Raw genomic sequence first — 18,152 nt, 5'->3', positions numbered from 1 at the left:
GGGCGGCGGCAGGCGGGGGGTGCGGAGCGCGCCTGGCTGCCCGCGTTGCCGGCGCTGGCGGCGGCGGTGGCGCTGGTCGCGGTGGTGCAGCCGGCGGCGGCTGGCGGGCAGGCCGATCGCGGTGATGCCTTCAGCGAGGCGAAGCTTGCCGGCCTTCGTGCGCAAGGGCGCCCGGTCTTCGCCTATTTCACCGCCGACTGGTGCGTGACGTGCAAGGTGAACGAGGCCGCGGCGATCGAGCGGCAGTCGGTGCGCGATGCCTTTCGCCGCAACAAGGTGGCGGTGCTGGTCGGTGACTGGACGGATGGCGATCCCGTGCTGGGCCGCTTCATCGAGCGGCATAACCGCGCAGGGGTGCCGCTATACCTGTACTACGCGCCGGGCGCGGCGGGGCCGCGCGTGTTGCCCCAGGTGCTGACGCCGGCGATGCTGGAGGCGCTGAACCGCTGAAAAGCCGTGTCACAGCCGAAATGATGCTTGTTCCCGACCGATATGCACTACAGCATGGAACCGGGGCGACCGGGGGAGCGTATCGAGGTTGATGGGGAAGCGACAGGCCTTCGACGAGATCATGGGAACGGCCGGCGGACCGCCGCCGCGTGCCGAACTGACTGCACTTGGACAATGGCTGGAGCGAACGCCCGACCATGAGCTGCGTCGCCGCCAGCAATCGGCGGAGGCGACGTTCCGGCAACTGGGCATCACCTTCGCGGTCTACGGCGAAAGCGATGCGGCCGAGCGGATCATTCCGTTCGACATCGTGCCGCGCGTGTTCCTGGCGGACGAATGGACGCGCCTGTCCGAAGGGCTGGTGCAGCGGGTGGAGGCGATCAACGCCTTTTTGAACGACATCTATGGCGAGCGCCGCATCCTGAAGGAAGGCGTGTTGCCGCCCGACCTGATCTTCGGCAACGCGCAGTTCCGGCCCGAAATCGCCGGCATGCGGCCGCCGCACGACGTGTGGGCGCATATCTGCGGCATCGATCTGGTGCGCACCGGCCCGGACGATTTCTTCGTGCTGGAGGACAATGCGCGCACGCCGTCCGGCGTCAGCTACATGCTGGAAAATCGCGAGGCGATGTTGCGGCTGTGTCCCGAGCTGTTCCGCCAGTTCCGCGTGGCGGCAGTGGACAGTTATCCGGACAAGCTGTTGCAGACGATGAAGTCGGTCGCGCCGCACGGAGTGGGCAATCCCGTGTGCGTGGTGCTGACGCCGGGACATTACAATTCCGCCTATTACGAGCACAGCTTCCTGGCCGATTCGATGGGCGTCGAGCTGGTCGAGGCGGCGGACCTGGTGGTCGACGACGACATCGTGTGGATGCGCACCATTGCCGGCCGGGTGAAGGTGGACGTGATCTATCGCCGGGTGGATGACGATTACCTCGACCCGTTGGTATTCCGTCCCGATTCGATGCTGGGCGTGCCGGGGCTGATCGCCGCCTATGCCGCGGGCAACGTCGCCATCCTGAACGCACCGGGCAACGGCATCGCCGACGACAAGGCGATCTACAGCTATATGCCCGAGATTGTGCGCTTCTATTCGGGGAGCGAGCCCAAGTTGCCTAATGTCGAGACGTGGCGGTGCCGCGAGCCGGAGGCGCTGCGCTACACGCTCGACCATCTGGACGAACTGGTGGTCAAGCTGGTCGATGGATCGGGCGGATATGGCATGCTGGTCGGCCCGACCGCGAGCCGGGCGGAGATCGAGGCGTTCCGCGCCGCGCTGATCGCGCAACCGGAACGCTACATCGCGCAACCGACGCTGGCGCTGTCGACGGTGCCGACGCTGGCGGACAGCGGGCTTGCGCCACGGCACGTGGATTTCCGCCCGTTCGTGCTGACCGGATCGAAGGGCGTGCAGGTGGTGCCCGGCGGCCTGACCCGCGTGGCGCTTCGCGAGGGATCGCTGGTGGTCAATTCGAGCCAGGGCGGCGGCACCAAGGACAGTTTCGTGCTGATGGACGATGCCGGCATGCGGCAGGGCCAGACGCTGGAAGGGGTGCAGGAGCAGACCATGGGGGGCATGACGCAGAGCCAGGGTCTGGGCCAGACTGCGGGTCAGGAGCGCCGGTCATGACGGTGCGGCGACCGACGCCGTGCGCTGCGGGATCGCGCGCATGCTGAGCCGGACGGCATCCTCGCTCTATTGGCTGGGGCGATATTGCGAGCGGGCGGACTTCATCGCGCGGCTGGTGGAGGCGACGGTGCGGCTGGACGTGCTGTCGCCGCGCTCCGCCGGGCTGGCGGCGTGGAATACCGCGCTGACCGTGACCGAGACGACCGAGGCTTATGCCGCGGGCGGACGCGAACTGCGCCGGCGCGATGTCGGCCGCTTCCTGACGGTGGATTCCAGCCATCCGGGATCGCTGGTCCGCTGTCTGGACATGGCCCGCAACAACGCGCGGGCCGTGCGCACCGCGCTGACCCGCGAGGCGTGGACCGGGATCAACCGGGCATGGCTGGTGTTCGAGAGCCGGCCGGCGGCCGACACCCCGACAGAAGTGCTGAACCTCGTCGAGGCGGTGAAGAACGAAACCCGCGGCTTCGAAGGCGCGGTGCACCGGATGCTGCGCAACCAGACGACATGGTTCATCCGGCTGGGGCAGGCGGTGGAACGCGCGGACAACACCGCGCGGCTGCTCGACGTGAAATACCATATCCTGCTGCCGGCCGGAGAACGGGTGGGCGGCGTGGTCGATCGCGACCAGTGGACGACGTTGCTGCAGACGGTGTCGGCGGTGACCGCCTATCGCTGGCTGTATTCGGACGGGCTGGAGCCGGCCAACGTCATCGACCTGCTGATCGCCCGGTCCGAATTGCCGCGCAGCCTGGCGGCGTCGGTCGAGGAAACGGTGGACGTGCTGGGCATGCTGGCGCGGCGCACCGGCCAGCATGGCGAGGCGGACCGGATGGCGCGGCTGCGTGCCAGCCGCGTCGCCAAGACGCGGTCGCGCGAAGTGATCGCATCCGGGCTACATCAATATCTTCAAGCGTTCATCCATGAGAATGCCTTGCTGCACAGTGCCATAGGCCGGCAGTTCAAGTTTAGTTGAGGTCCATCATCGCGGTGGAGAGGGCGAGAGGGACGCACGAAACCAAGGGGGGCGGCAATGCGGCTTTCGATCGATCATCGCACGGTTTATCGTTTCTCCGAACCGCAATCACGGCTGGTGCAGATGCTGCGCCTGACGCCGGAGAATACGCATGACCAGACGGTCGCAGGGTGGCGGATCGATGTCGATCGCGACGCGCGTCTGAGGGAGGGGCGGGACGGGTTCGGCAATGCGGTGACGATGCTGTATGTCGAGGGGCCGCTGGACGGGATCGCGATCACCGTGTCGGGGGAAGTGCTGACCAGCACGTCGAGCGGGGTGTTGCGGGGCGCGGCCGAGATGCTGCCGCCGCCGCTCTATCTGCGCGCCACCGACATGACGCCGCGCGATCCGGCGATCATCGCCTTTGCCGACGAAGCGACCGGCGCGGGTGATCCGCTCGGTCGGCTGCACCGCTGGAACGCGGCGCTGCATGCGCGTTTCGAGATGGACATGGGGCGGCCCGAACCGGGGCTGGACGCGGGCGGCGCGTTCCAGCGGCCGGTGGCGACGCCGCGCGACCTGACCCACATCTTCTGCGTCGGCGCGCGGGGGCTGGGCATTCCGGCGCGCTATGTCTCGGGCTATGCGCTGCGTGTCGACGGGCACCGGGCGACCCCGCATGCCTGGGCGGAGGCGCATATAGACGGGCTGGGCTGGGTCGCGTTCGACCCCTGCACGGGGATGTGCCCGGAGGAAGATTATGTGCGCGTCGCCACCGCACTGGACGCGGTGGGTGCAGCGCCGGTGGCGGGATCGCGGCTGGGCGACGGCGAGGAGGATCTGGCGGTGGATGTCAGCGTGATGCGGGAGGATTGATTTGCGGAGTCCCTCGCCCCTCCGGGGGGACGGAAGGGGGCCGCTGCCTCCAGGCAGTGGGAAGGGTGTGGGGTGGACCAGCAGTGCGGCGCTGCTTGGCGACCCCTCACCCTCCCACCGCTCGCGCGGCGGGTCCCTCCCTCTCCCCGGAGGGGAAAAGGTAAAGTCATACCGGCACCGGGGATTTCAGTTCGGCCGGGATCGGCTCGGCGTCGGGGGCGATGCGGCGCCAGCCATTGGGGCCGAGTGCCTCGATCGGGCGGTATTTGATCTTGTAGGCCATGCGGGGCGAGCCCTGCACCCAATAGCCGAGATAGACATAAGGGAGTCCGGCGGCGTGGCCGCGCAGGATGTGATCCATGATGATGAAATTGCCCATGCCGGCCCGCCCTGCATCGTCGGCGGCAAAGAAGCTGTAGATCATCGACAGGCCGTCCGCCTGCCGGTCGGTCAGGCAGGCGCCGACCAGGCGGCCGCGGCGGCCGTCGACGGTGGGCTCGCGATATTCGACGATCAGCGAGTCGACGGGCGAATGCTCCACCATGTCGGCATAATCGTCCTCGTCCATGCCGGACATGCCGCCGCCGGGATGGCGCAGCGAGAGATAGTGGCGCAGCAATTGATATTGCTCGTCCGTCGCCCAGGGGCGGCACGCGGTCACCTCCAGATCGGCGTTGCGCTTCAGCAGCTTGCGCTGGCTGGCATTGGGCACGAATTCGCCGCTGACGATGCGCACCGAAACGCAGGCGGCGCAGCCGCTGCACGACGGGCGATAGGCGACGCTCTGGCTGCGGCGGAAGCCGATGCGGCCGAGCGCGTCGTTCAGCTCGCCGGCATGCGCGCCGTTCAGCTCGGTGAACACCTTGCGCTCCTGCCGGCCCGGCAGATAGGGGCAGGGGGCCGGCGAGGTGACGAAGAAGCGCGGAAAGCGGAATGGCGCGGTCACCGCCGACTGATCCCCCGGACATGCATGTGAAACAGCCTAGCTGTTAAACCTATATGAGTGGTGCATGCCCGCTTGCAAAGCGGGACGATCAGGCGAGTTCGACCTGACTTGTCTCATATCCGGCCGTGCGCAGCGCCGCGATCAGCCGGTCGAGATGCGCGCGGTCGCGGGTTTCGCATTCGATGTCGGTGATCAGGCCCTTGGCGGGCAGGGTGGTGAACACGCGCTGGTGATAGACCTCGATGATGTTGACGCGTTCCTGGTCGAAAATGCGCGCGACGTTGAACAGCGCGCCGGGCTGATCCTGAAGCCGGATGCGCAGGCGCGCGAGGCGACCGGAGCGGGCAAGGTCGCGCAGCAGCACGTTGGCGAGCAGCCGCGTGTCGATATTGCCGCCGCACAGCACGATGCCGATGGTGCGGCCGCGGAACCGCTCGGGATGTTCGAGCAGCGCGGCGAGACCGGCGGCACCGGCGCCCTCGACCACGGTCTTTTCGATCTGGAGAAGGAGGCTGACCGATTCCTCCAGGCAGCGTTCGCCGACCAGCACGATATCGTCGACGATGTTGGCGATCACCCGCGCGGTGATGCCGCCCGGTTCCTTGACCGCGATACCCTCCGCCAGCGTATCGCCGGCGCAGGGCAGGTCGGTGCCCCGGATGCGGTTATACATGGACGGGTAGAGTTCGGCCTGCACGCCGACGACCTCGATCGGGTGGTCGGCGGCCTTGGCGACCGTCGCGATGCCCGAGATCAGGCCGCCGCCGCCGATCGGGATGACGAAGGTGTCGAGGCCGGGCACGTCCTCCAGCATTTCCAGTGCGGTGGTGCCCTGGCCGGCGATGATGCGGGGATCGTCGAAGGGGTGGACGAAGGTGTAGCCGCGCTCGCCCTCCAGCACGCGGGCATGGGCATAGGCGGCGTCGAAGGTGTCGCCTTCAAGGACGACGGTGGCGCCGTGGCTTTCGGTCTGGACGATCTTCACGATCGGGGTGGTGCGCGGCATGACGATGGTCGCCGGTACGCCGAGGCGATTCGCGTGATAGGCGAGCCCTTGCGCATGGTTGCCGGCCGAGGCGGCGATGACGCCCTTGGCCCGGGCCTCGTCAGAGAGTTGCAGCAGTGTGTTGAGCGCGCCGCGCTCCTTGTAAGCGGCGGTGAACTGGAGGTTTTCGAACTTCAGATAGACGGTCGCGCCGGTGAGTGCCGACAGCGTGCGGCTGAGCAGGGTCGGCGTCCGCACGATCGCATCGCCAATACGTGCCTGCGCGGCCCGGATATCGGCGATCGTGACGGGCGGTGCTGCCTGAACGGCGGGTTGCGTAGCCATGGCCGCCGGGACTAGCCGATATAGGGCAAGAGGTGAACAGCGTTGCGGTGGGGAAACGATGCCGAGATGGTTCCTGTCGTGGAAAGTGGCGGTGGTGGTGATCCTGGCGGGGCTGGCGGTGGGAGCGCTGGATCTGGCCGTTCGCGGCTATGCGGTGGTGCACGACCCCCTGAACCTGCTGGTCGGGGCGGAGATCGAGGATATGGGCGAGCCGCGGCGGATGCGTGAATTCGCGGTGGGCCATTATGCCGGGCGGCCGCGCGGCGACGGGACGTTCCGGCTGACCTGTCGGTCGGGACTGGTGATCCAGCGCGGCTATGTCACTGCGGGGATGAAGGAGTCCTACACGGTCGGCGCGGACGATTGCCGGCGGGCGGGGTGAAACGCGCGCTTCCCACCATGCGTCCCGCCGATTAGGAGACTGCCCCATGGCAAAGCTGGCATTTATCGGCATGGGCGTGATGGGCGCCCCGATGGCGGGGCATCTGGTCTCCGCCGGGCATGAGGTCACCGTGTTCAACCGCACCCGCGCCAAGGCGGAAGGCTGGGCGGACAGGCATGGCGGCGCGGTGGCGGATACGCCGGCCGAGGCGGCGCGGGGTGCCGATGCGGTGTTCGCCTGTGTCGGCAATGACGACGATCTGCGGCAGGTGACGCTGGGCGAGGATGGTGCGTTCGGCGCGATGCACGCGGGTGCGTTGTTCGTGGATCACACCACCGTGTCCGCCGCGATCGCCCGCCAGCTGGCGGAGGCCGGCGCGGCAAAGGGTCTGATGGTGGTCGACGCGCCGGTGTCGGGTGGGCAGGCGGGCGCCGAGAACGGCAAGCTGTCGATCATGTGCGGCGGCACGGCGGAGGCGCTGGCGGTGGCCGGGCCGTTGATGCAGGCCTATGCCGCGCGCATCGTCCATGTCGGTGCGGCAGGCGCCGGGCAGCAGACCAAGATGTGCAACCAGATCGCCATCGCCGGTGTGATCCAGGGCGTGGCGGAAAGCCTGCGCTTTTCCCAGAAGAGCGGGCTGGATACGGCCAAGGTGCTGGAGGCGATCTCCGGCGGCGCGGCGCAAAGCTGGCAGATGGTCAATCGCTGGGAATCGATGGCGGACGACCGGTTCGATTTCGGCTTCGCGATCGACTGGATGCGCAAGGACCTGGGGCTGGCGTTGGACGAGGCCAAGCGCAACGGCGCGGTGCTGCCGATGACCGCGCTGGTCGATCAATTCTATGCCGAGGTGCAGGGAATGGATGGCGGCCGTCAGGATACCAGTGCGATCGTGCGGAGGCTGCCCCGGTGAGGTTGAAGACGAAGCTGATCGCCGGATTGCTCGCGATGCTGGCGCCGGTGCCGGTGCTGGCCGATGCACTGGTCGACAATGTGAACGGCATCACGCTGGACAAGGACGGCCGTGTCGTCCGCTTCAACGGGCTGCTGCTGTCGCTCGATGGCAAGGTGACCAAGCTGCTGTCATCCAAGGACAAGCGGCCCGAAAAGCTCGACTGGCGCGCCGACATGAAGGGGCGCACGCTGATCCCCGGTTTTGTCGATGCGCATGGGCATATGATGGAACTGGGCTTCCGCCAGTTGGAACTGGACCTGTCCGACGCGCGCTCGCTGGACGAGGCCAAGGCGCGGATCGCGGCCTATGCGGCGGCGAATCCCGAGCGCAAATGGATCCTGGGCGGCGGCTGGAACCAGGAGGCGTGGGGGCTGGGGCGCTTCCCGACCGCGGCCGACCTGGCTGGCGTGGCGGGGGATCGACCGATTTTCCTGTCGCGGGTCGATGGGCATGCCGCCTGGGCGAACGAGGCGGCGATGAAGGCGGCGGGGGTGACGGCGAAGAGCGTGTCGCCGGCCGGGGGGCGGATCGAGAAGACGGGCGCGCAGCCGTCGGGCGTGTTCGTGGACGCGGCGCAGAGCCTGATCACCAAGGTGATTCCGCAGCCGCTGGGCAAGGAGCGCAACACCGCGTTCGTGAAGGCGCAAGGCCTGTTGCTGAGCCATGGCATCACCGCGACCGCGGACATGGGTACCTCACTGGACGACTGGATGACCTATCGCCGGATGGGCGACCGCGGCGACCTGCGCGTGCGGATCATGAGTTACGGCGCAGGCATCGAGGATACGGTGCGGATCGGCGGCACCGGGCCGACGCCGTGGCTGTATAACGACCGGCTGCGGCTGGTGGGGGTAAAGCTGTACGGCGACGGCGCGCTGGGGTCGCGCGGCGCGTGGCTGAAGGCGCCCTATGCCGATGCGCCGGACCAGAGCGGGCTGGGCTTCATGTCCGACGACGTGATCCGCAACCTGATGGTGCGCGCATCGATGGACGGATACCAGGTCGCGGTGCACGCGATCGGCGACCGCGCCAACGCCCAGGTGCTGGATGCGATCGACGAGCTGGCCGACACGTTCAAGGGCGACCGCCGCTGGCGGATCGAGCATGCGCAGATCGTCGATCCCGCCGACCTGCCGCGCTTCGGCAAGCACGGTGTGATCGCATCGATGCATCCGGTGCACCAGACCAGCGACTGGCGAATGGCCGAGGTGCGGCTGGGGCCGAACCGGCTGGCGGGTGCCTATGCGTGGAATTCCATGCTGAAGAACGGATCGCGGCTGGCCTTCGGGTCGGACTATCCGGTGGAAAGCCCCGACCCGTTCGCAGGCTGGGCGGCGGCGTTCACCCGGATGGGGGCGGACGGGCAGCCATTCGGCGGGTGGCAGCCGCAGGAGCGGATCACGCGGGAGCAGGCATGGCGCGCCTTTACCGCGGATGCGGCCTATGCGGGCTTTGCCGAGGACAAGTTCGGGCGGCTGGGCGCCGGGCAGCGCGCGGACTTCATCATCGTCGATCGCGATCCGCTGGAGGTGGGGCCGAGCGAACTTCGCGCCACCAAAGTCCAGGAAACCTGGGTCGGCGGCGAAAAGGTCTGGGAGCGCAAGTAGCGCTCAGGCCGCGCCCGCGATGAAGCAGGCGGTGTCGGGCAGAACGGGCCCGGCCCGCCAGCCGGGCGCGTCGTGGAAGATCTGCGCCTGTTCCGGATTGGCGTAGATCACCACGATCCGCTCGGTACCCGCGGTCAGTGCCTGGTCCAGCCGTGCGCGAACGCCGGCCAGAACGGTCGCGTCGAAGGGATTGTAGAGATACACGCACAGCCGCTGCCCCGCCGGCAGATATTCGCAGGCGTCGCCTTCGAAGATCGCGGCCGGGGGCAGGGCGGGTGAGCGTTCGCGCAAGGTGGCGAGGTTGCGCCGGGCGATCTCGCACAAATGCGGCGACAGCTCGACGCCGGTGGCGTGCACAAAGCCGAGTTGCTGGGCGAGCATCACCATGCGGCCCTTGCCGGCGCCATAGTCGATGAAGTGATAGTCGCGGGGATCGATGCCGAGCGTGGCGACGGGATCGCGCAACATGGCCTGGGTACTGGGGGCGTAATGCACGGCGCTGCGCCGACGCTCTGCACGCAGCGCCAGATCATGCACCGCGACCATGCCGCTGGTGTCGGTGCCCCAGGCGCGATCAAAGGCGCGGTCGGCCCGGCGCGCGGCGCGGGCGGCGGGGCGGTGGGCGCGGAGATGGTGGCAGAGCGTTTTGACGGACAGCCGCAGCAATTCGCGCGGCGAGCGGTTGGCGAGGCGGGCGAACAGGGCGTCGAGCATGGCCGTAATCCTGGCATGCGACGGTTAAGGAAGTGGATGCTGCCTCAAGCCCTCTCCCCCAAGGGGAGAGGGGACTTGTTTGCCTCGCAGCCTTGAAGATCAGGCGACGGCGGCCTCGACCGGCTGGCCGACTTCGTCGGGTTCGCGCAGGACATAGCCGCGGCCCCAGACGGTTTCGATATAGTTCTCGCCGTCGCAGGCGAGGCTGAGCTTCTTGCGCAGCTTGCAGATGAAGACGTCGATGATCTTCAGCTCGGGCTCGTCCATGCCGCCATACAGGTGGTTGAGGAACATTTCCTTGGTGAGCGTCGTGCCCTTGCGGAGCGACAACAGCTCCAGCATCGCATATTCCTTGCCGGTCAGGTGGACACGGGCGCTGTCGACCTCGACCGTCTTGGCATCGAGGTTCACCGCCAGCTTGCCGGTGCGGATGACCGACTGGCTGTGTCCCTTGGACCGGCGGACGACGGCGTGGATGCGCGCGATCAGTTCTTCGCGGTGGAAGGGCTTGGTAACGTAGTCGTCGGCGCCGAAGCCGAAGCTGCGCACCTTGGAATCCATCTCGTTGACGCCGGACAGGATCAGCACCGGCGTCGACACCCGTGCGACGCGCAGCCGCTTCAGCACGTCATAGCCGTGCATGTCGGGCAGGTTCAGGTCGAGCAGGATGATGTCGTAATCGTAGAGCTTGCCGAGGTCCAAGCCCTCCTCGCCCAGATCCGTCGTATAGACGTTGAAGCCTTCGGTGGAGAGCATGAGCTCGATCGCCTTGGCGGTCGTCGGCTCGTCCTCGATCAGCAGTACGCGCATCTGGCATTCCCCTGTCGGTCTATTCCACGTCGGAAATCCACCGGCCCCGGCGGTCGACCCTTGATTCATTAACCACGCAATCTGTGAACGCCAAAGGTTAATTGATGCCTAAGTGGGTTTGTTATCTTTGTCGTCGCGGCGCAGCCACGCGCCCGGACCGAGCAGGGTATTGTGTTCGGCGCGCGGAATATCCTCGCCCAGCACCTCGCGCAGATACAGGCTGCGGATCAGGGTGAAGATCACGACGAGCAGCGCGGCGGAGAAGAAAAGCCCGAACAATCCGAAGATTACGCCGACCGCGATGATGGCGAACAGGGTAACCGCCGGGGGGATGGCGACGACGCGGCTGGTGACGAAGGGGGTGATGGCGTTGGTCTGGATGATGCGCACGACGCCGAAGGTGACGAGCGTGCCGATGATCGCGCCGTCGCCATGCGTGGTGGCGGCAAGGCCGAGCGCGGGCAGCATCGCCGCGATCGGGCCGACATAGGGGACGAATTCGCTGAGCCCGGTCAGCAGGCCAAGGGCGGCGGCGGAGGGCACCCCGGCGATCCACAGGCCGAGGCCGACCAGCACACCCATGGTGGTCATCTGGATCAACTGCGCGCGCAGCCACAGGCGCAGCGTCGAGGCGGCGTCGAACAGCGCATCCTCCACCGCACGGCGTTTGCCGCGGGGGATGAGGAACAGGAAGCCGCGCTCATAGACCTTGGGGTCGGCGGCGAAGAACAGCGCGCCGACGAGGAGCAGCAGGCAGTTGAGCACGAACTCGCCCGCGCCCGTCGCGATCCCGCCGACATCCTGCGCGACGCGGCTGCCGGCATAGGCGGCCTGCACCGCATCGACCACCTTGGCGCCGACCGGCGACTGGCTCGCCCACGCCTCCAGATCGCCGAGCAGCGAGGGCAGTTGCGTGACAAGCGTGTTGAGTTGCTGGCGAAAGGCGACGCCGAACAGCCAGCCGAGAAAACCGATCACCGCCAGCACGGTGACGATCGCCATGCTGAGCGACCGCTTGGGGCCGACCGGCAGGTGATCACGGTAGAGATCGGCGATGGCGTGGATGACGATCGCACCCAGAATGGAGCCAAAGGCGAGAATCAGCAGGTCGCCGGCGCGGTACAGCGCGGCGGTGATGGCGACGATGAGGATGGTGAGGACGACCCGGCGGACATAGCGGGCATCGTCCTCGTCGGGGGTCAGGCGGCTCATCGACCCGCTCCGCACGGATCGCGGACATGATCCGCCAGATAGCCGATCAGCGCCTCGACACGCGCGGGGCGCAACGGGCTGGGCGGCGTGAGCAGGTGGAGGCCGATCGCCGGGGGCGCCCAGTCCGGCAGGATCTCCACCACCCGGCCATCGGCGAGATAGGGCCCGATGATGAAGCCGGGCAGGCGCGCGATGCCGAGCCCGGCGAGGATCGCGGGGACCAGCGCGTCGCCGCTATTGGCGCTGAGCGGTCCTTCGGCGCGGACGGAGACCTCGGCCCCGTCGGCGCGGCGGAAGCGCCAGGGGCCGGCCAGGTTGGAATAGCCGAGCAGCCGGTGTTCGCCCAGTTCCGCCGGATGCGCCGGATGCCCGTGTTCGGCGAGATAACCGGGCGAGGCGATGATGTGGGTCGAGATGCCGCACAGCCGGCGCGCGCGCAGGCTGCTGTCCGGCAGGTCGGCGATGCGCAGCGCGATGTCGAACCCCTCGGCGACGATGTCGATGCGCGAATCGGACAGGCTGAGCTCGATCTCGATCCCCGGGTGCAGCTTCAGGAAATCGGCGAGCAGGGGGGCGATGTTGGCGACCCCGAACGACATGGGCGCGGCGAGGCGGACGCGACCGGTGGGGGCGCTGGCGGCATGGTGGGCCGCCTCCTCGGCGGCGCGCGCCTCGGCCAGGATGCGGGCGGCGTGTTCGGACAACGGCTTGCCCGCCTCGGTCAGCGCGAGGCGGCGCGAGGTGCGGTGGAACAGCGACTGGCCCAGTTGCGCCTCCAGCCGGGTGATCGCCTTGGACACGGTGGCCTTGGACAGGCCGATCGCCTCTGCCGCGGCGCTGAACGAGCGATGCTCGACCACCGCGGCGAAGATCGCCCAGGCTTCCAGATCCGGCAGGCGCATGACGTGACCCCTTGTTGATCCGGCCCATGTTAATACGGGAAACGATCGGTTTCCAGCGTTTCCGTTTACGCGATCGATGGCCTGCTTATCTTGGGGGCAACCAAACGGGAGCATGACATCATGACCACCGACACGCTGAACACCATCGACCGCCGCGCCTTTGATTCGCTCGGCCATGCCGATCACGGCTGGCTGAACGCGCGGCACCATTTCTCCTTCGCCAACTACTACGATCCCGCCCGGATGGGATGGGGCGCAATCCGGGTGTGGAACGACGACGAGATCGCCGCCAATGCCGGTTTCCCGCCGCATCCGCATGCCGATATGGAGATCATCACCTATGTCCGCTCCGGTGCGATCACGCACCAGGATTCGCTGGGTAACAGCGGCCGTACCGCGGCGGGCGACGTGCAGGTGATGAGTGCCGGGACCGGCGTGCGCCATGCCGAATATAATTTGGAATCCGAGACGACGCGCATCTTCCAGATCTGGATCGAGCCGCGCCGTCGCGGTGGCCAGCCGAGCTGGGGTGCCAAGCCCTTCCCCAAGGGCGAGCGTTCCGGTCGGTTCGTGACGCTGGCGAGCGGCTTTGCCGATGACGGCGACGCGCTGCCGATCCGGGCGGATGCGCGGGTGCTGGGCGCGACGCTGAAGGCCGGCGAAAGCGTCGAGCATGCGGTGCGCGAGGGGCGGCATGCCTATCTCGTGCCCGCAACCGGGCGGATCACGATCGACGGTGTCGCGTTCTCCGCCCGCGATGGCGCGGCGCTGAGCGGCGGCCAGCGCGTGACCATCACCGCGGTCGAGGACGCCGAAATCGTCCTTGTCGACGCCGCATAACGTTTCTCGTTCACGTTCAAGGAAACCGACCATGACCAAGGTGCTCGTTCTGTATTACTCGTCCTATGGCCATATCGAGCAGATGGCGGACGCGATCGCCGAGGGTGCCCGTGCCGGCGGTGCCGAGGTGGACATCCGCCGCGTGAAGGAGACCGCGCCCGCCGAGGTGGTCGCCGCCGCGCACTTCAAGACCGATACCGCGCATCCCGAGATCGAGGGGCCGGACGCGCTGACCAACTATGACGCGGTGATTGTCGGCGCGCCGACCCGCTATGGCCGGATGCCTTCCCAGATGGCGGCCTTCTGGGACACGACGGGCGGCGTGTGGATGAAGGGCGGCCTGGTCGGCAAGGTCGGCGGCGCGTTCACCTCCACCGCCAGCCAGCATGGCGGGCAGGAAACGACGTTGTTCTCGATCCTGACCAACCTGCTGCATCACGGCATGACGATCGTCGGGTTGGATTACGGCTTTTCCGGCCAGAACGGCGTCGATGCGGTGAAGGGCGGCACGCCCTACGGCGCCAGCACGATCGCCGACGGCGATGGCAGCCGCCAGCCGAGCCAGGTGGAACTCGATGGTGCGCGCTATCAGGGCAAGCGCATTGCCGAAACCGCGGCGAAGTTGAAGGGGTAACGCCTTTATACCCTCTCCCCTGCGGGCGAGAGGGTATTTGGCGTGCCGCTACTTCCGCTTGCGCTTGCCTTTCCTGGGCTCCGGCGCAGGCGGTGCCGCGGGAATGGGCGGCTGGGCGGATACGGTGACCTTGACCGGGTCCGCCACCGCTGGATTTGCCGGAAAGGCCGCACGCGCCTTGGCGAAGATGAAGCGGGCGCGGGCGGCGCCCGGTGCGGTGGCGCTGGCGCCGACCCAGCGCCAATGCCACGGCTCCCACTTCACCCGCTGCTTGTTGGCGGCGGGGAAGCTCAGTTCGAAGCCGTATTTCGGGCCGTTCGCCATCAGCCAGCGAAAGGCCGGCGTCGCGGCCATGCAGGCTTCGGCATCGGGGCAGTTGGGCGAAGGGCGGACAGCGAAGTCGATCGCATAGCCCGTCGTGTGCTCGCTATGTCCCGGCGGCGCGACGGAGATCGCACGCGACGATGCATCGCCCGGTTGTTCGCGGCAGAAGACATTGCCCTGCCGGATGATCGCGCGGTGGCAGGACAGGCCGCGCAGCGACCCCATGACCGCAGGATCGCCCGCCGCGGCGGCCATTAGCCGCTGGAGATCGGGCAGCATGTCGCGCCGGATCATGCAGCGCTGGCCCGGGGCGAACCCCTCGGGCGCTTCCACCAGTTCGTCGCGCGACACGTCGCCATAGGGGAAATGGCCCAGTACGCGGCCATCGGCGGACGGCTTCAGCCCGGTGCCCTCGCAAATCTGCGCCGCGGCCAGACCGGGGGCGAGAAGAAGCGACAGGAAGGGCAGCATTCGCAGCATCATGATCCACCGGCTCTGGCATGTGCGCGCACTCGGTGGCAAGGGAGCGGCATCATGCATGGTGACCGAGTACTCTTTATCGACGGCGAAGCGCTGGTGATCGACAAGCCCGCCGGGCTGCCCGTCGATCCGCCGCGCGATGGCGCCATCAGTCTGGAAAACCATCTGGATTCGCTGCGCTTCGGCTTCCAGCGCTGGCCGCAGCCGGTGCACCGGCTGGACCGCGACACCAGCGGCTGCCTGCTCCTGTCGCGCAATCCCAAGGCGCATGCGCGCTTTCAGCAGGCGTTCGAGGGCGGGCTGGTCGAGAAGCGCTATCTGGCGGTGCTGGACGGGCTGGTCGAGGGGGAGGGCGTGATCGACCTCGCGCTCGCCAAGGTTTCCACGCGCGAGACCGGATGGCGGATGGTGCCGGATACGAACGGCAAGGCGGCCCGCTCGGGCTGGCGCGCGATCCGGCAGGAGGGCGGGCGCACGCTGGTCGAGTTCCGGCCGGAGACGGGCCGGACGCACCAGATCCGCGTCCATGCCGCCGCGGAGCTGGGCGTCGCGGTGGTCGGCGATCCGGTATATGGGCGCGCGGATGCGGCCGGCATGCTGCTCCACGCCGCGGACCTGAAGATCGACCGCGGGGCCAAGGACCCGATCGTGGCGAGCGCGCCGGTGCCCGAACGCTTCGGAACCTTCGCCGCATAGCTGCCCGATGGTCGCCATTGCCGTTACCCGTTCCATCTCCATCGACAGCGACGAGCTGGTCGAGACGGCGACGCGTTCGGGAGGTGCCGGGGGGCAGCATGTGAACACCACCGATTCGGCGGTGGTGCTGCGCTTCGACGTCGCCGGTTCGCCCAACCTGCCCGACATGGTGAAGCGGCGGCTGATCGAACTGGCGGGATCGCGGATGACGCGGGAGGGCGTGCTGATCCTGCGCGGCGAGTCGAGCCGGTCGCAGCATATGAACCGGGAAGAGGTGCGCGAACGGTTGCTGGCGCTGATCCGCGACGCGACCTTTGTTCAGAAAAAGCGCCGCCCGACCAAGCCGACCCGTGCGTCGCAGACGCGGCGGGTGGACGCCAAGAAGGGGCGCAGCACGGTCAAGGCAGGACGCGGCAAGCCGCGACTGGATTGAAGCCGTCAGGCGGGCGGCAACTGTTCCAGCAGGCGTGGCGACCGATCCTGCCGAACCAGGATGCCGGCGCGGAACGGCGCCTGATGGCGTTCATACCAATCGGCGGGGCAGAAGCCGTCCGGCGGCGCCACGGGGGCCGGCGGTTCGGCGGCGGCGGCCAATGGCACCGTGTCTGGCATTGCGAACTCTCCCATCGGCGCCAAGCTGTACCAAGATGCCAGCGCCGTGCATCCGGAAAAATCCCCGAACTTATCCTTTTGTTGCAAACAGATGAGGCAATGAGGCGGGAGGGCGGTTTGCATCGTGCCGGGGCCGGCCTACATGGCGGCGCATGTTCCAGTTCGATATCGCTGCCGGCTCCAAGGCGGAGCTCTACCGTGACCTGCACGCCGCGCTCGACGCGCTGACCGCGGGAGAGCGCGACGCGATCGCCAACATGGCGAATGCAGCCGCGCTGATCTGGCAATATCTGCCCGCGCTGAACTGGTCCGGCTTCTACCGGATGGTGAAGGGCGAACTGGTGCTGGGGCCATTCCAGGGCAAGGCGGCCTGCATCCGCATTCCCCTGAACAAGGGCGTGTGCGGTGCCGCGGCGGCGAGCGGAGAGACGCAGCGCGTCGCCGACGTCCATGCCTTTCCGGGACATATCGCATGCGATGTGGCGAGCCGGTCGGAACTGGTGGTGCCGATCGTCGTGGACGGCCGGGTGCTGGGGGTGCTCGACCTCGACAGCCCGGTGCCTGACCGTTTCGATGCCGAGGACCAGCAGGGGTGCGAGGCGCTGATGGCGCTGCTGGCCCCCCGGCTTGGCTGAAGGCGTATCGCGCGGCCCAAATCGGGACGGCGGCGGGCGCTTCTCGGCCCAGGCGGGGTCATGGTAAGCAACCTGTAAACCGGCTGCCGCGTTGGCGGGGCTGACAACAGGGAGACAGGCGACCATGCGGACGCTGCTGCTCGCAGGCGCGGGTATCATCACGGCGATCAGTGGCGGTGCACAGGCCCAGCGGGCACCGGGCGCGAGCTATCCGCCGCCGGGTGCGAACGTGCCGGCACCCCAACCGCCCGCAAACCGGCCGAACGTCGGCCACCGCCCGGCGCCGCTCCCTGCCGCCGCCCGGCCGACGGCCGCGCGCTGGGGCAGCATGGTGGATGGCCGCTGGTGGGGCGGCGCGAATGCGCCGGGGGGCTGGAACGCCTATCGTCGCCCGGTGCGCGGCATCGCCTTGCCGCCCTATTGGGCATCGCCGCGGTTCACGGTCAACGACTGGCGCGACTATGGGCTCGACACGCCCGGCCGGGGGCGCCGCTGGGCACGCTATTATGACGATGCGGTGCTGATCGACGATCGTGGCACGGTCTATGACATGGTGGGCGACGTCGACTGGATGGGTGACCGCCGGCGCGACCAGTTCGCGCGCGCCGATCGCCGTGATGGCGACGGCCTGACGGGCTCTGCCATCGGTGCGGTGGCGGGTGGTGTCGCCGGTAATGTGATTGCCGGGCGGGGCAACCGGCTGGGCGGGACGCTGATCGGGGCAGGGGTCGGCGCGGCGGGTGGTTATGCGATCGACCGCTCGCGTTCGCGCAGCCGGGGACGCCGGGCGGAACCCGGATATGACTATCCGGTCGCGCCCGATTACGGGCCCGACTATGCCGACGATTACGGCCCGGGATACGACCCCTATTATGACGACGGCTATCCGCCGCCCCCGCCGCCGGTCGCCCCGGCGGTGACGACGGTGCAGGGCGGTGCGCCCTGGGTCTCGCCCGACGGGCGTACCACGGTGACCACGACCACCGCGGGCGGCTATCCGGCCGGCGGCTATTATTATCCGGGCACGACCACGACGACGGTGGTGGTGCAGAGCGCGCCGGTGGTCACTACCACGACCACCGAGGTGTATGAGGACCGGGTGCGCTACTCACCGCGCAAGGTGGTCCGGCGCAAGACGAAGCTGCTGCGCCGCTGAACG

21 protein-coding genes are annotated in these 18,152 nt (G+C 68.1%); 13 read left to right on the top strand and 8 right to left on the bottom strand.

Going from position 1 to position 18,152, the window contains the following annotated elements; translation table 11 throughout:
- The 4 genes from OXR08_RS14135 to OXR08_RS14120 all read left to right on the top strand — a co-directional run.
- On the top strand, positions 1-450 hold a 450-nt coding region (locus tag OXR08_RS14135; RefSeq protein WP_267350748.1), incomplete at its 5' end, for a thioredoxin family protein.
- 91 nt (positions 451-541) lie between these two features.
- Entirely contained in the window at positions 542-2,080 is a 1,539-nt protein-coding gene (locus tag OXR08_RS14130) for a circularly permuted type 2 ATP-grasp protein (protein ID WP_149681911.1), read from the top strand.
- A 40-nt stretch (positions 2,081-2,120) separates the two neighbouring features.
- Positions 2,121-3,056, top strand: coding sequence for an alpha-E domain-containing protein (locus OXR08_RS14125; protein ID WP_267350745.1), 936 nt, complete (start codon positions 2,121-2,123; stop codon positions 3,054-3,056).
- Positions 3,057-3,113: 57 nt separating this feature from the next.
- Positions 3,114-3,914 (top strand): transglutaminase family protein, encoded by an 801-nt coding sequence (locus tag OXR08_RS14120; protein WP_112383402.1) that lies wholly within the window; start codon positions 3,114-3,116, stop codon positions 3,912-3,914.
- Positions 3,915-4,080: 166 nt separating this feature from the next.
- Here OXR08_RS14120 and OXR08_RS14115 read toward each other — a convergent pair whose 3' ends face one another.
- Positions 4,081-4,860, bottom strand: coding sequence for an arginyltransferase (locus OXR08_RS14115; protein WP_267350743.1), 780 nt, complete (start codon positions 4,858-4,860; stop codon positions 4,081-4,083).
- 88 nt (positions 4,861-4,948) lie between these two features.
- The gene (locus OXR08_RS14110; protein ID WP_112383404.1) at positions 4,949-6,190 is read right to left on the bottom strand and encodes a threonine ammonia-lyase; all 1,242 of its coding nucleotides are present in this window, start codon (positions 6,188-6,190) and stop codon (positions 4,949-4,951) included.
- 58 nt (positions 6,191-6,248) lie between these two features.
- Between OXR08_RS14110 and OXR08_RS14105 the strand changes: the two genes are divergently transcribed.
- From OXR08_RS14105 to OXR08_RS14095, 3 genes are read left to right on the top strand one after another with little or no spacing between them, the layout of a single operon-like run.
- Positions 6,249-6,572, top strand: a complete 324-nt coding sequence (locus tag OXR08_RS14105) for a hypothetical protein (protein WP_149681907.1) — start codon at positions 6,249-6,251, stop codon at positions 6,570-6,572.
- On the top strand, positions 6,553-7,485 hold the full coding sequence (locus tag OXR08_RS14100) for an NAD(P)-dependent oxidoreductase (RefSeq protein WP_267350755.1): 933 nt from the start codon (positions 6,553-6,555) through the stop codon (positions 7,483-7,485). The genes OXR08_RS14105 and OXR08_RS14100 overlap by 20 nt, the downstream gene beginning before the upstream one ends.
- Positions 7,486-7,520: 35 nt before the next feature.
- On the top strand, positions 7,521-9,134 hold the full coding sequence (locus OXR08_RS14095) for an amidohydrolase family protein (protein WP_267350752.1): 1,614 nt from the start codon (positions 7,521-7,523) through the stop codon (positions 9,132-9,134).
- A 3-nt stretch (positions 9,135-9,137) separates the two neighbouring features.
- Here OXR08_RS14095 and OXR08_RS14090 read toward each other — a convergent pair whose 3' ends face one another.
- The 4 genes from OXR08_RS14090 to OXR08_RS14075 form a co-directional block, all read right to left on the bottom strand.
- Positions 9,138-9,848, bottom strand: a complete 711-nt coding sequence (locus OXR08_RS14090) for a class I SAM-dependent methyltransferase (RefSeq protein WP_267350740.1) — start codon at positions 9,846-9,848, stop codon at positions 9,138-9,140.
- A gap of 99 nt (positions 9,849-9,947) precedes the next feature.
- Positions 9,948-10,658 carry a response regulator transcription factor gene (locus tag OXR08_RS14085; protein ID WP_112383408.1) on the bottom strand — a complete coding sequence of 237 codons (711 nt, stop codon included), beginning with the start codon at positions 10,656-10,658 and terminating at the stop codon, positions 9,948-9,950.
- Between the two features lie 108 nt (positions 10,659-10,766).
- Positions 10,767-11,870, bottom strand: a complete 1,104-nt coding sequence (locus tag OXR08_RS14080; protein WP_267350738.1) for an AI-2E family transporter — start codon at positions 11,868-11,870, stop codon at positions 10,767-10,769.
- Positions 11,867-12,772, bottom strand: coding sequence for a LysR family transcriptional regulator (locus OXR08_RS14075; RefSeq protein WP_112383410.1), 906 nt, complete (start codon positions 12,770-12,772; stop codon positions 11,867-11,869). Before OXR08_RS14075 ends, OXR08_RS14080 begins: the two co-directional genes overlap by 4 nt.
- Positions 12,773-12,892: 120 nt before the next feature.
- Here OXR08_RS14075 and OXR08_RS14070 point away from each other — a divergent pair, with 120 nt between their 5' ends.
- A complete protein-coding gene (locus tag OXR08_RS14070) occupies positions 12,893-13,612 on the top strand; it encodes a pirin family protein (RefSeq protein WP_267350736.1) in 720 nt (239 codons plus the stop codon).
- 31 nt (positions 13,613-13,643) lie between these two features.
- A complete protein-coding gene (gene wrbA, locus OXR08_RS14065; RefSeq protein WP_112383412.1) occupies positions 13,644-14,246 on the top strand; it encodes an NAD(P)H:quinone oxidoreductase in 603 nt (200 codons plus the stop codon).
- A 48-nt stretch (positions 14,247-14,294) separates the two neighbouring features.
- On the opposite strand, the gene OXR08_RS14060 is transcribed toward wrbA, so the two are convergent.
- Complete coding sequence (locus OXR08_RS14060) at positions 14,295-15,053, bottom strand: M15 family metallopeptidase (RefSeq protein ID WP_267350734.1); 759 nt, start codon at positions 15,051-15,053, stop codon at positions 14,295-14,297.
- A gap of 51 nt (positions 15,054-15,104) precedes the next feature.
- On the opposite strand from OXR08_RS14060, the gene OXR08_RS14055 reads away from it, so the two are divergent.
- Both OXR08_RS14055 and arfB read left to right on the top strand, forming a co-directional pair.
- The gene (locus tag OXR08_RS14055) at positions 15,105-15,746 is read left to right on the top strand and encodes an RNA pseudouridine synthase (protein WP_267350732.1); all 642 of its coding nucleotides are present in this window, start codon (positions 15,105-15,107) and stop codon (positions 15,744-15,746) included.
- A gap of 7 nt (positions 15,747-15,753) precedes the next feature.
- Positions 15,754-16,179: an alternative ribosome rescue aminoacyl-tRNA hydrolase ArfB gene (arfB, locus tag OXR08_RS14050; protein WP_267350731.1), complete on the top strand. Its 426-nt coding sequence runs from the start codon at positions 15,754-15,756 to the stop codon at positions 16,177-16,179.
- Between the two features lie 5 nt (positions 16,180-16,184).
- Here the strand turns inward: arfB and OXR08_RS14045 are convergent, their stop codons facing one another.
- Positions 16,185-16,358, bottom strand: a complete 174-nt coding sequence (locus OXR08_RS14045) for a hypothetical protein (protein ID WP_160146753.1) — start codon at positions 16,356-16,358, stop codon at positions 16,185-16,187.
- A gap of 152 nt (positions 16,359-16,510) precedes the next feature.
- On the opposite strand from OXR08_RS14045, the gene OXR08_RS14040 reads away from it, so the two are divergent.
- Both OXR08_RS14040 and OXR08_RS14035 read left to right on the top strand, forming a co-directional pair.
- Positions 16,511-16,993, top strand: a complete 483-nt coding sequence (locus tag OXR08_RS14040) for a GAF domain-containing protein (protein WP_267350727.1) — start codon at positions 16,511-16,513, stop codon at positions 16,991-16,993.
- 124 nt (positions 16,994-17,117) lie between these two features.
- Complete coding sequence (locus tag OXR08_RS14035) at positions 17,118-18,149, top strand: RcnB family protein (RefSeq protein ID WP_267350725.1); 1,032 nt, start codon at positions 17,118-17,120, stop codon at positions 18,147-18,149.
- Positions 18,150-18,152 lie beyond the last annotated feature (3 nt).

This window comes from Sphingomonas sp. GM_Shp_2 (assembly GCF_026540875.1).
Classification (GTDB): Bacteria; Pseudomonadota; Alphaproteobacteria; order Sphingomonadales; family Sphingomonadaceae; genus Sphingomonas; species Sphingomonas carotinifaciens.
The sequence above is the reverse complement of the archived record's forward strand: the minus strand, read 5'-3'. Positions and strand labels throughout refer to the sequence as shown.

Bases quoted from the DNA above. Each gene is read 5' to 3' on its own strand.
- OXR08_RS14130 (WP_149681911.1), top strand. From the start codon at position 542: ATGGGGAAGCGACAGGCCTTCGACGAGATCATGGGAACGGCCGGCGGA.
- OXR08_RS14125 (WP_267350745.1), top strand. From the start codon at position 2,121: ATGCTGAGCCGGACGGCATCCTCGCTCTATTGGCTGGGGCGATATTGC.
- OXR08_RS14120 (WP_112383402.1), top strand. From the start codon at position 3,114: ATGCGGCTTTCGATCGATCATCGCACGGTTTATCGTTTCTCCGAACCG.
- OXR08_RS14110 (WP_112383404.1), bottom strand. From the start codon at position 6,190: ATGGCTACGCAACCCGCCGTTCAGGCAGCACCGCCCGTCACGATCGCC.
- OXR08_RS14105 (WP_149681907.1), top strand. From the start codon at position 6,249: ATGCCGAGATGGTTCCTGTCGTGGAAAGTGGCGGTGGTGGTGATCCTG.
- OXR08_RS14095 (WP_267350752.1), top strand. From the start codon at position 7,521: ATGCTGGCGCCGGTGCCGGTGCTGGCCGATGCACTGGTCGACAATGTG.
- OXR08_RS14090 (WP_267350740.1), bottom strand. From the start codon at position 9,848: ATGCTCGACGCCCTGTTCGCCCGCCTCGCCAACCGCTCGCCGCGCGAA.
- OXR08_RS14085 (WP_112383408.1), bottom strand. From the start codon at position 10,658: ATGCGCGTACTGCTGATCGAGGACGAGCCGACGACCGCCAAGGCGATC.
- OXR08_RS14080 (WP_267350738.1), bottom strand. From the start codon at position 11,870: ATGAGCCGCCTGACCCCCGACGAGGACGATGCCCGCTATGTCCGCCGG.
- OXR08_RS14075 (WP_112383410.1), bottom strand. From the start codon at position 12,772: ATGCGCCTGCCGGATCTGGAAGCCTGGGCGATCTTCGCCGCGGTGGTC.
- OXR08_RS14070 (WP_267350736.1), top strand. From the start codon at position 12,893: ATGACCACCGACACGCTGAACACCATCGACCGCCGCGCCTTTGATTCG.
- wrbA (WP_112383412.1), top strand. From the start codon at position 13,644: ATGACCAAGGTGCTCGTTCTGTATTACTCGTCCTATGGCCATATCGAG.
- OXR08_RS14060 (WP_267350734.1), bottom strand. From the start codon at position 15,053: ATGATGCTGCGAATGCTGCCCTTCCTGTCGCTTCTTCTCGCCCCCGGT.
- OXR08_RS14055 (WP_267350732.1), top strand. From the start codon at position 15,105: ATGCATGGTGACCGAGTACTCTTTATCGACGGCGAAGCGCTGGTGATC.
- arfB (WP_267350731.1), top strand. From the start codon at position 15,754: ATGGTCGCCATTGCCGTTACCCGTTCCATCTCCATCGACAGCGACGAG.
- OXR08_RS14045 (WP_160146753.1), bottom strand. From the start codon at position 16,358: ATGCCAGACACGGTGCCATTGGCCGCCGCCGCCGAACCGCCGGCCCCC.
- OXR08_RS14040 (WP_267350727.1), top strand. From the start codon at position 16,511: ATGTTCCAGTTCGATATCGCTGCCGGCTCCAAGGCGGAGCTCTACCGT.
- OXR08_RS14035 (WP_267350725.1), top strand. From the start codon at position 17,118: ATGCGGACGCTGCTGCTCGCAGGCGCGGGTATCATCACGGCGATCAGT.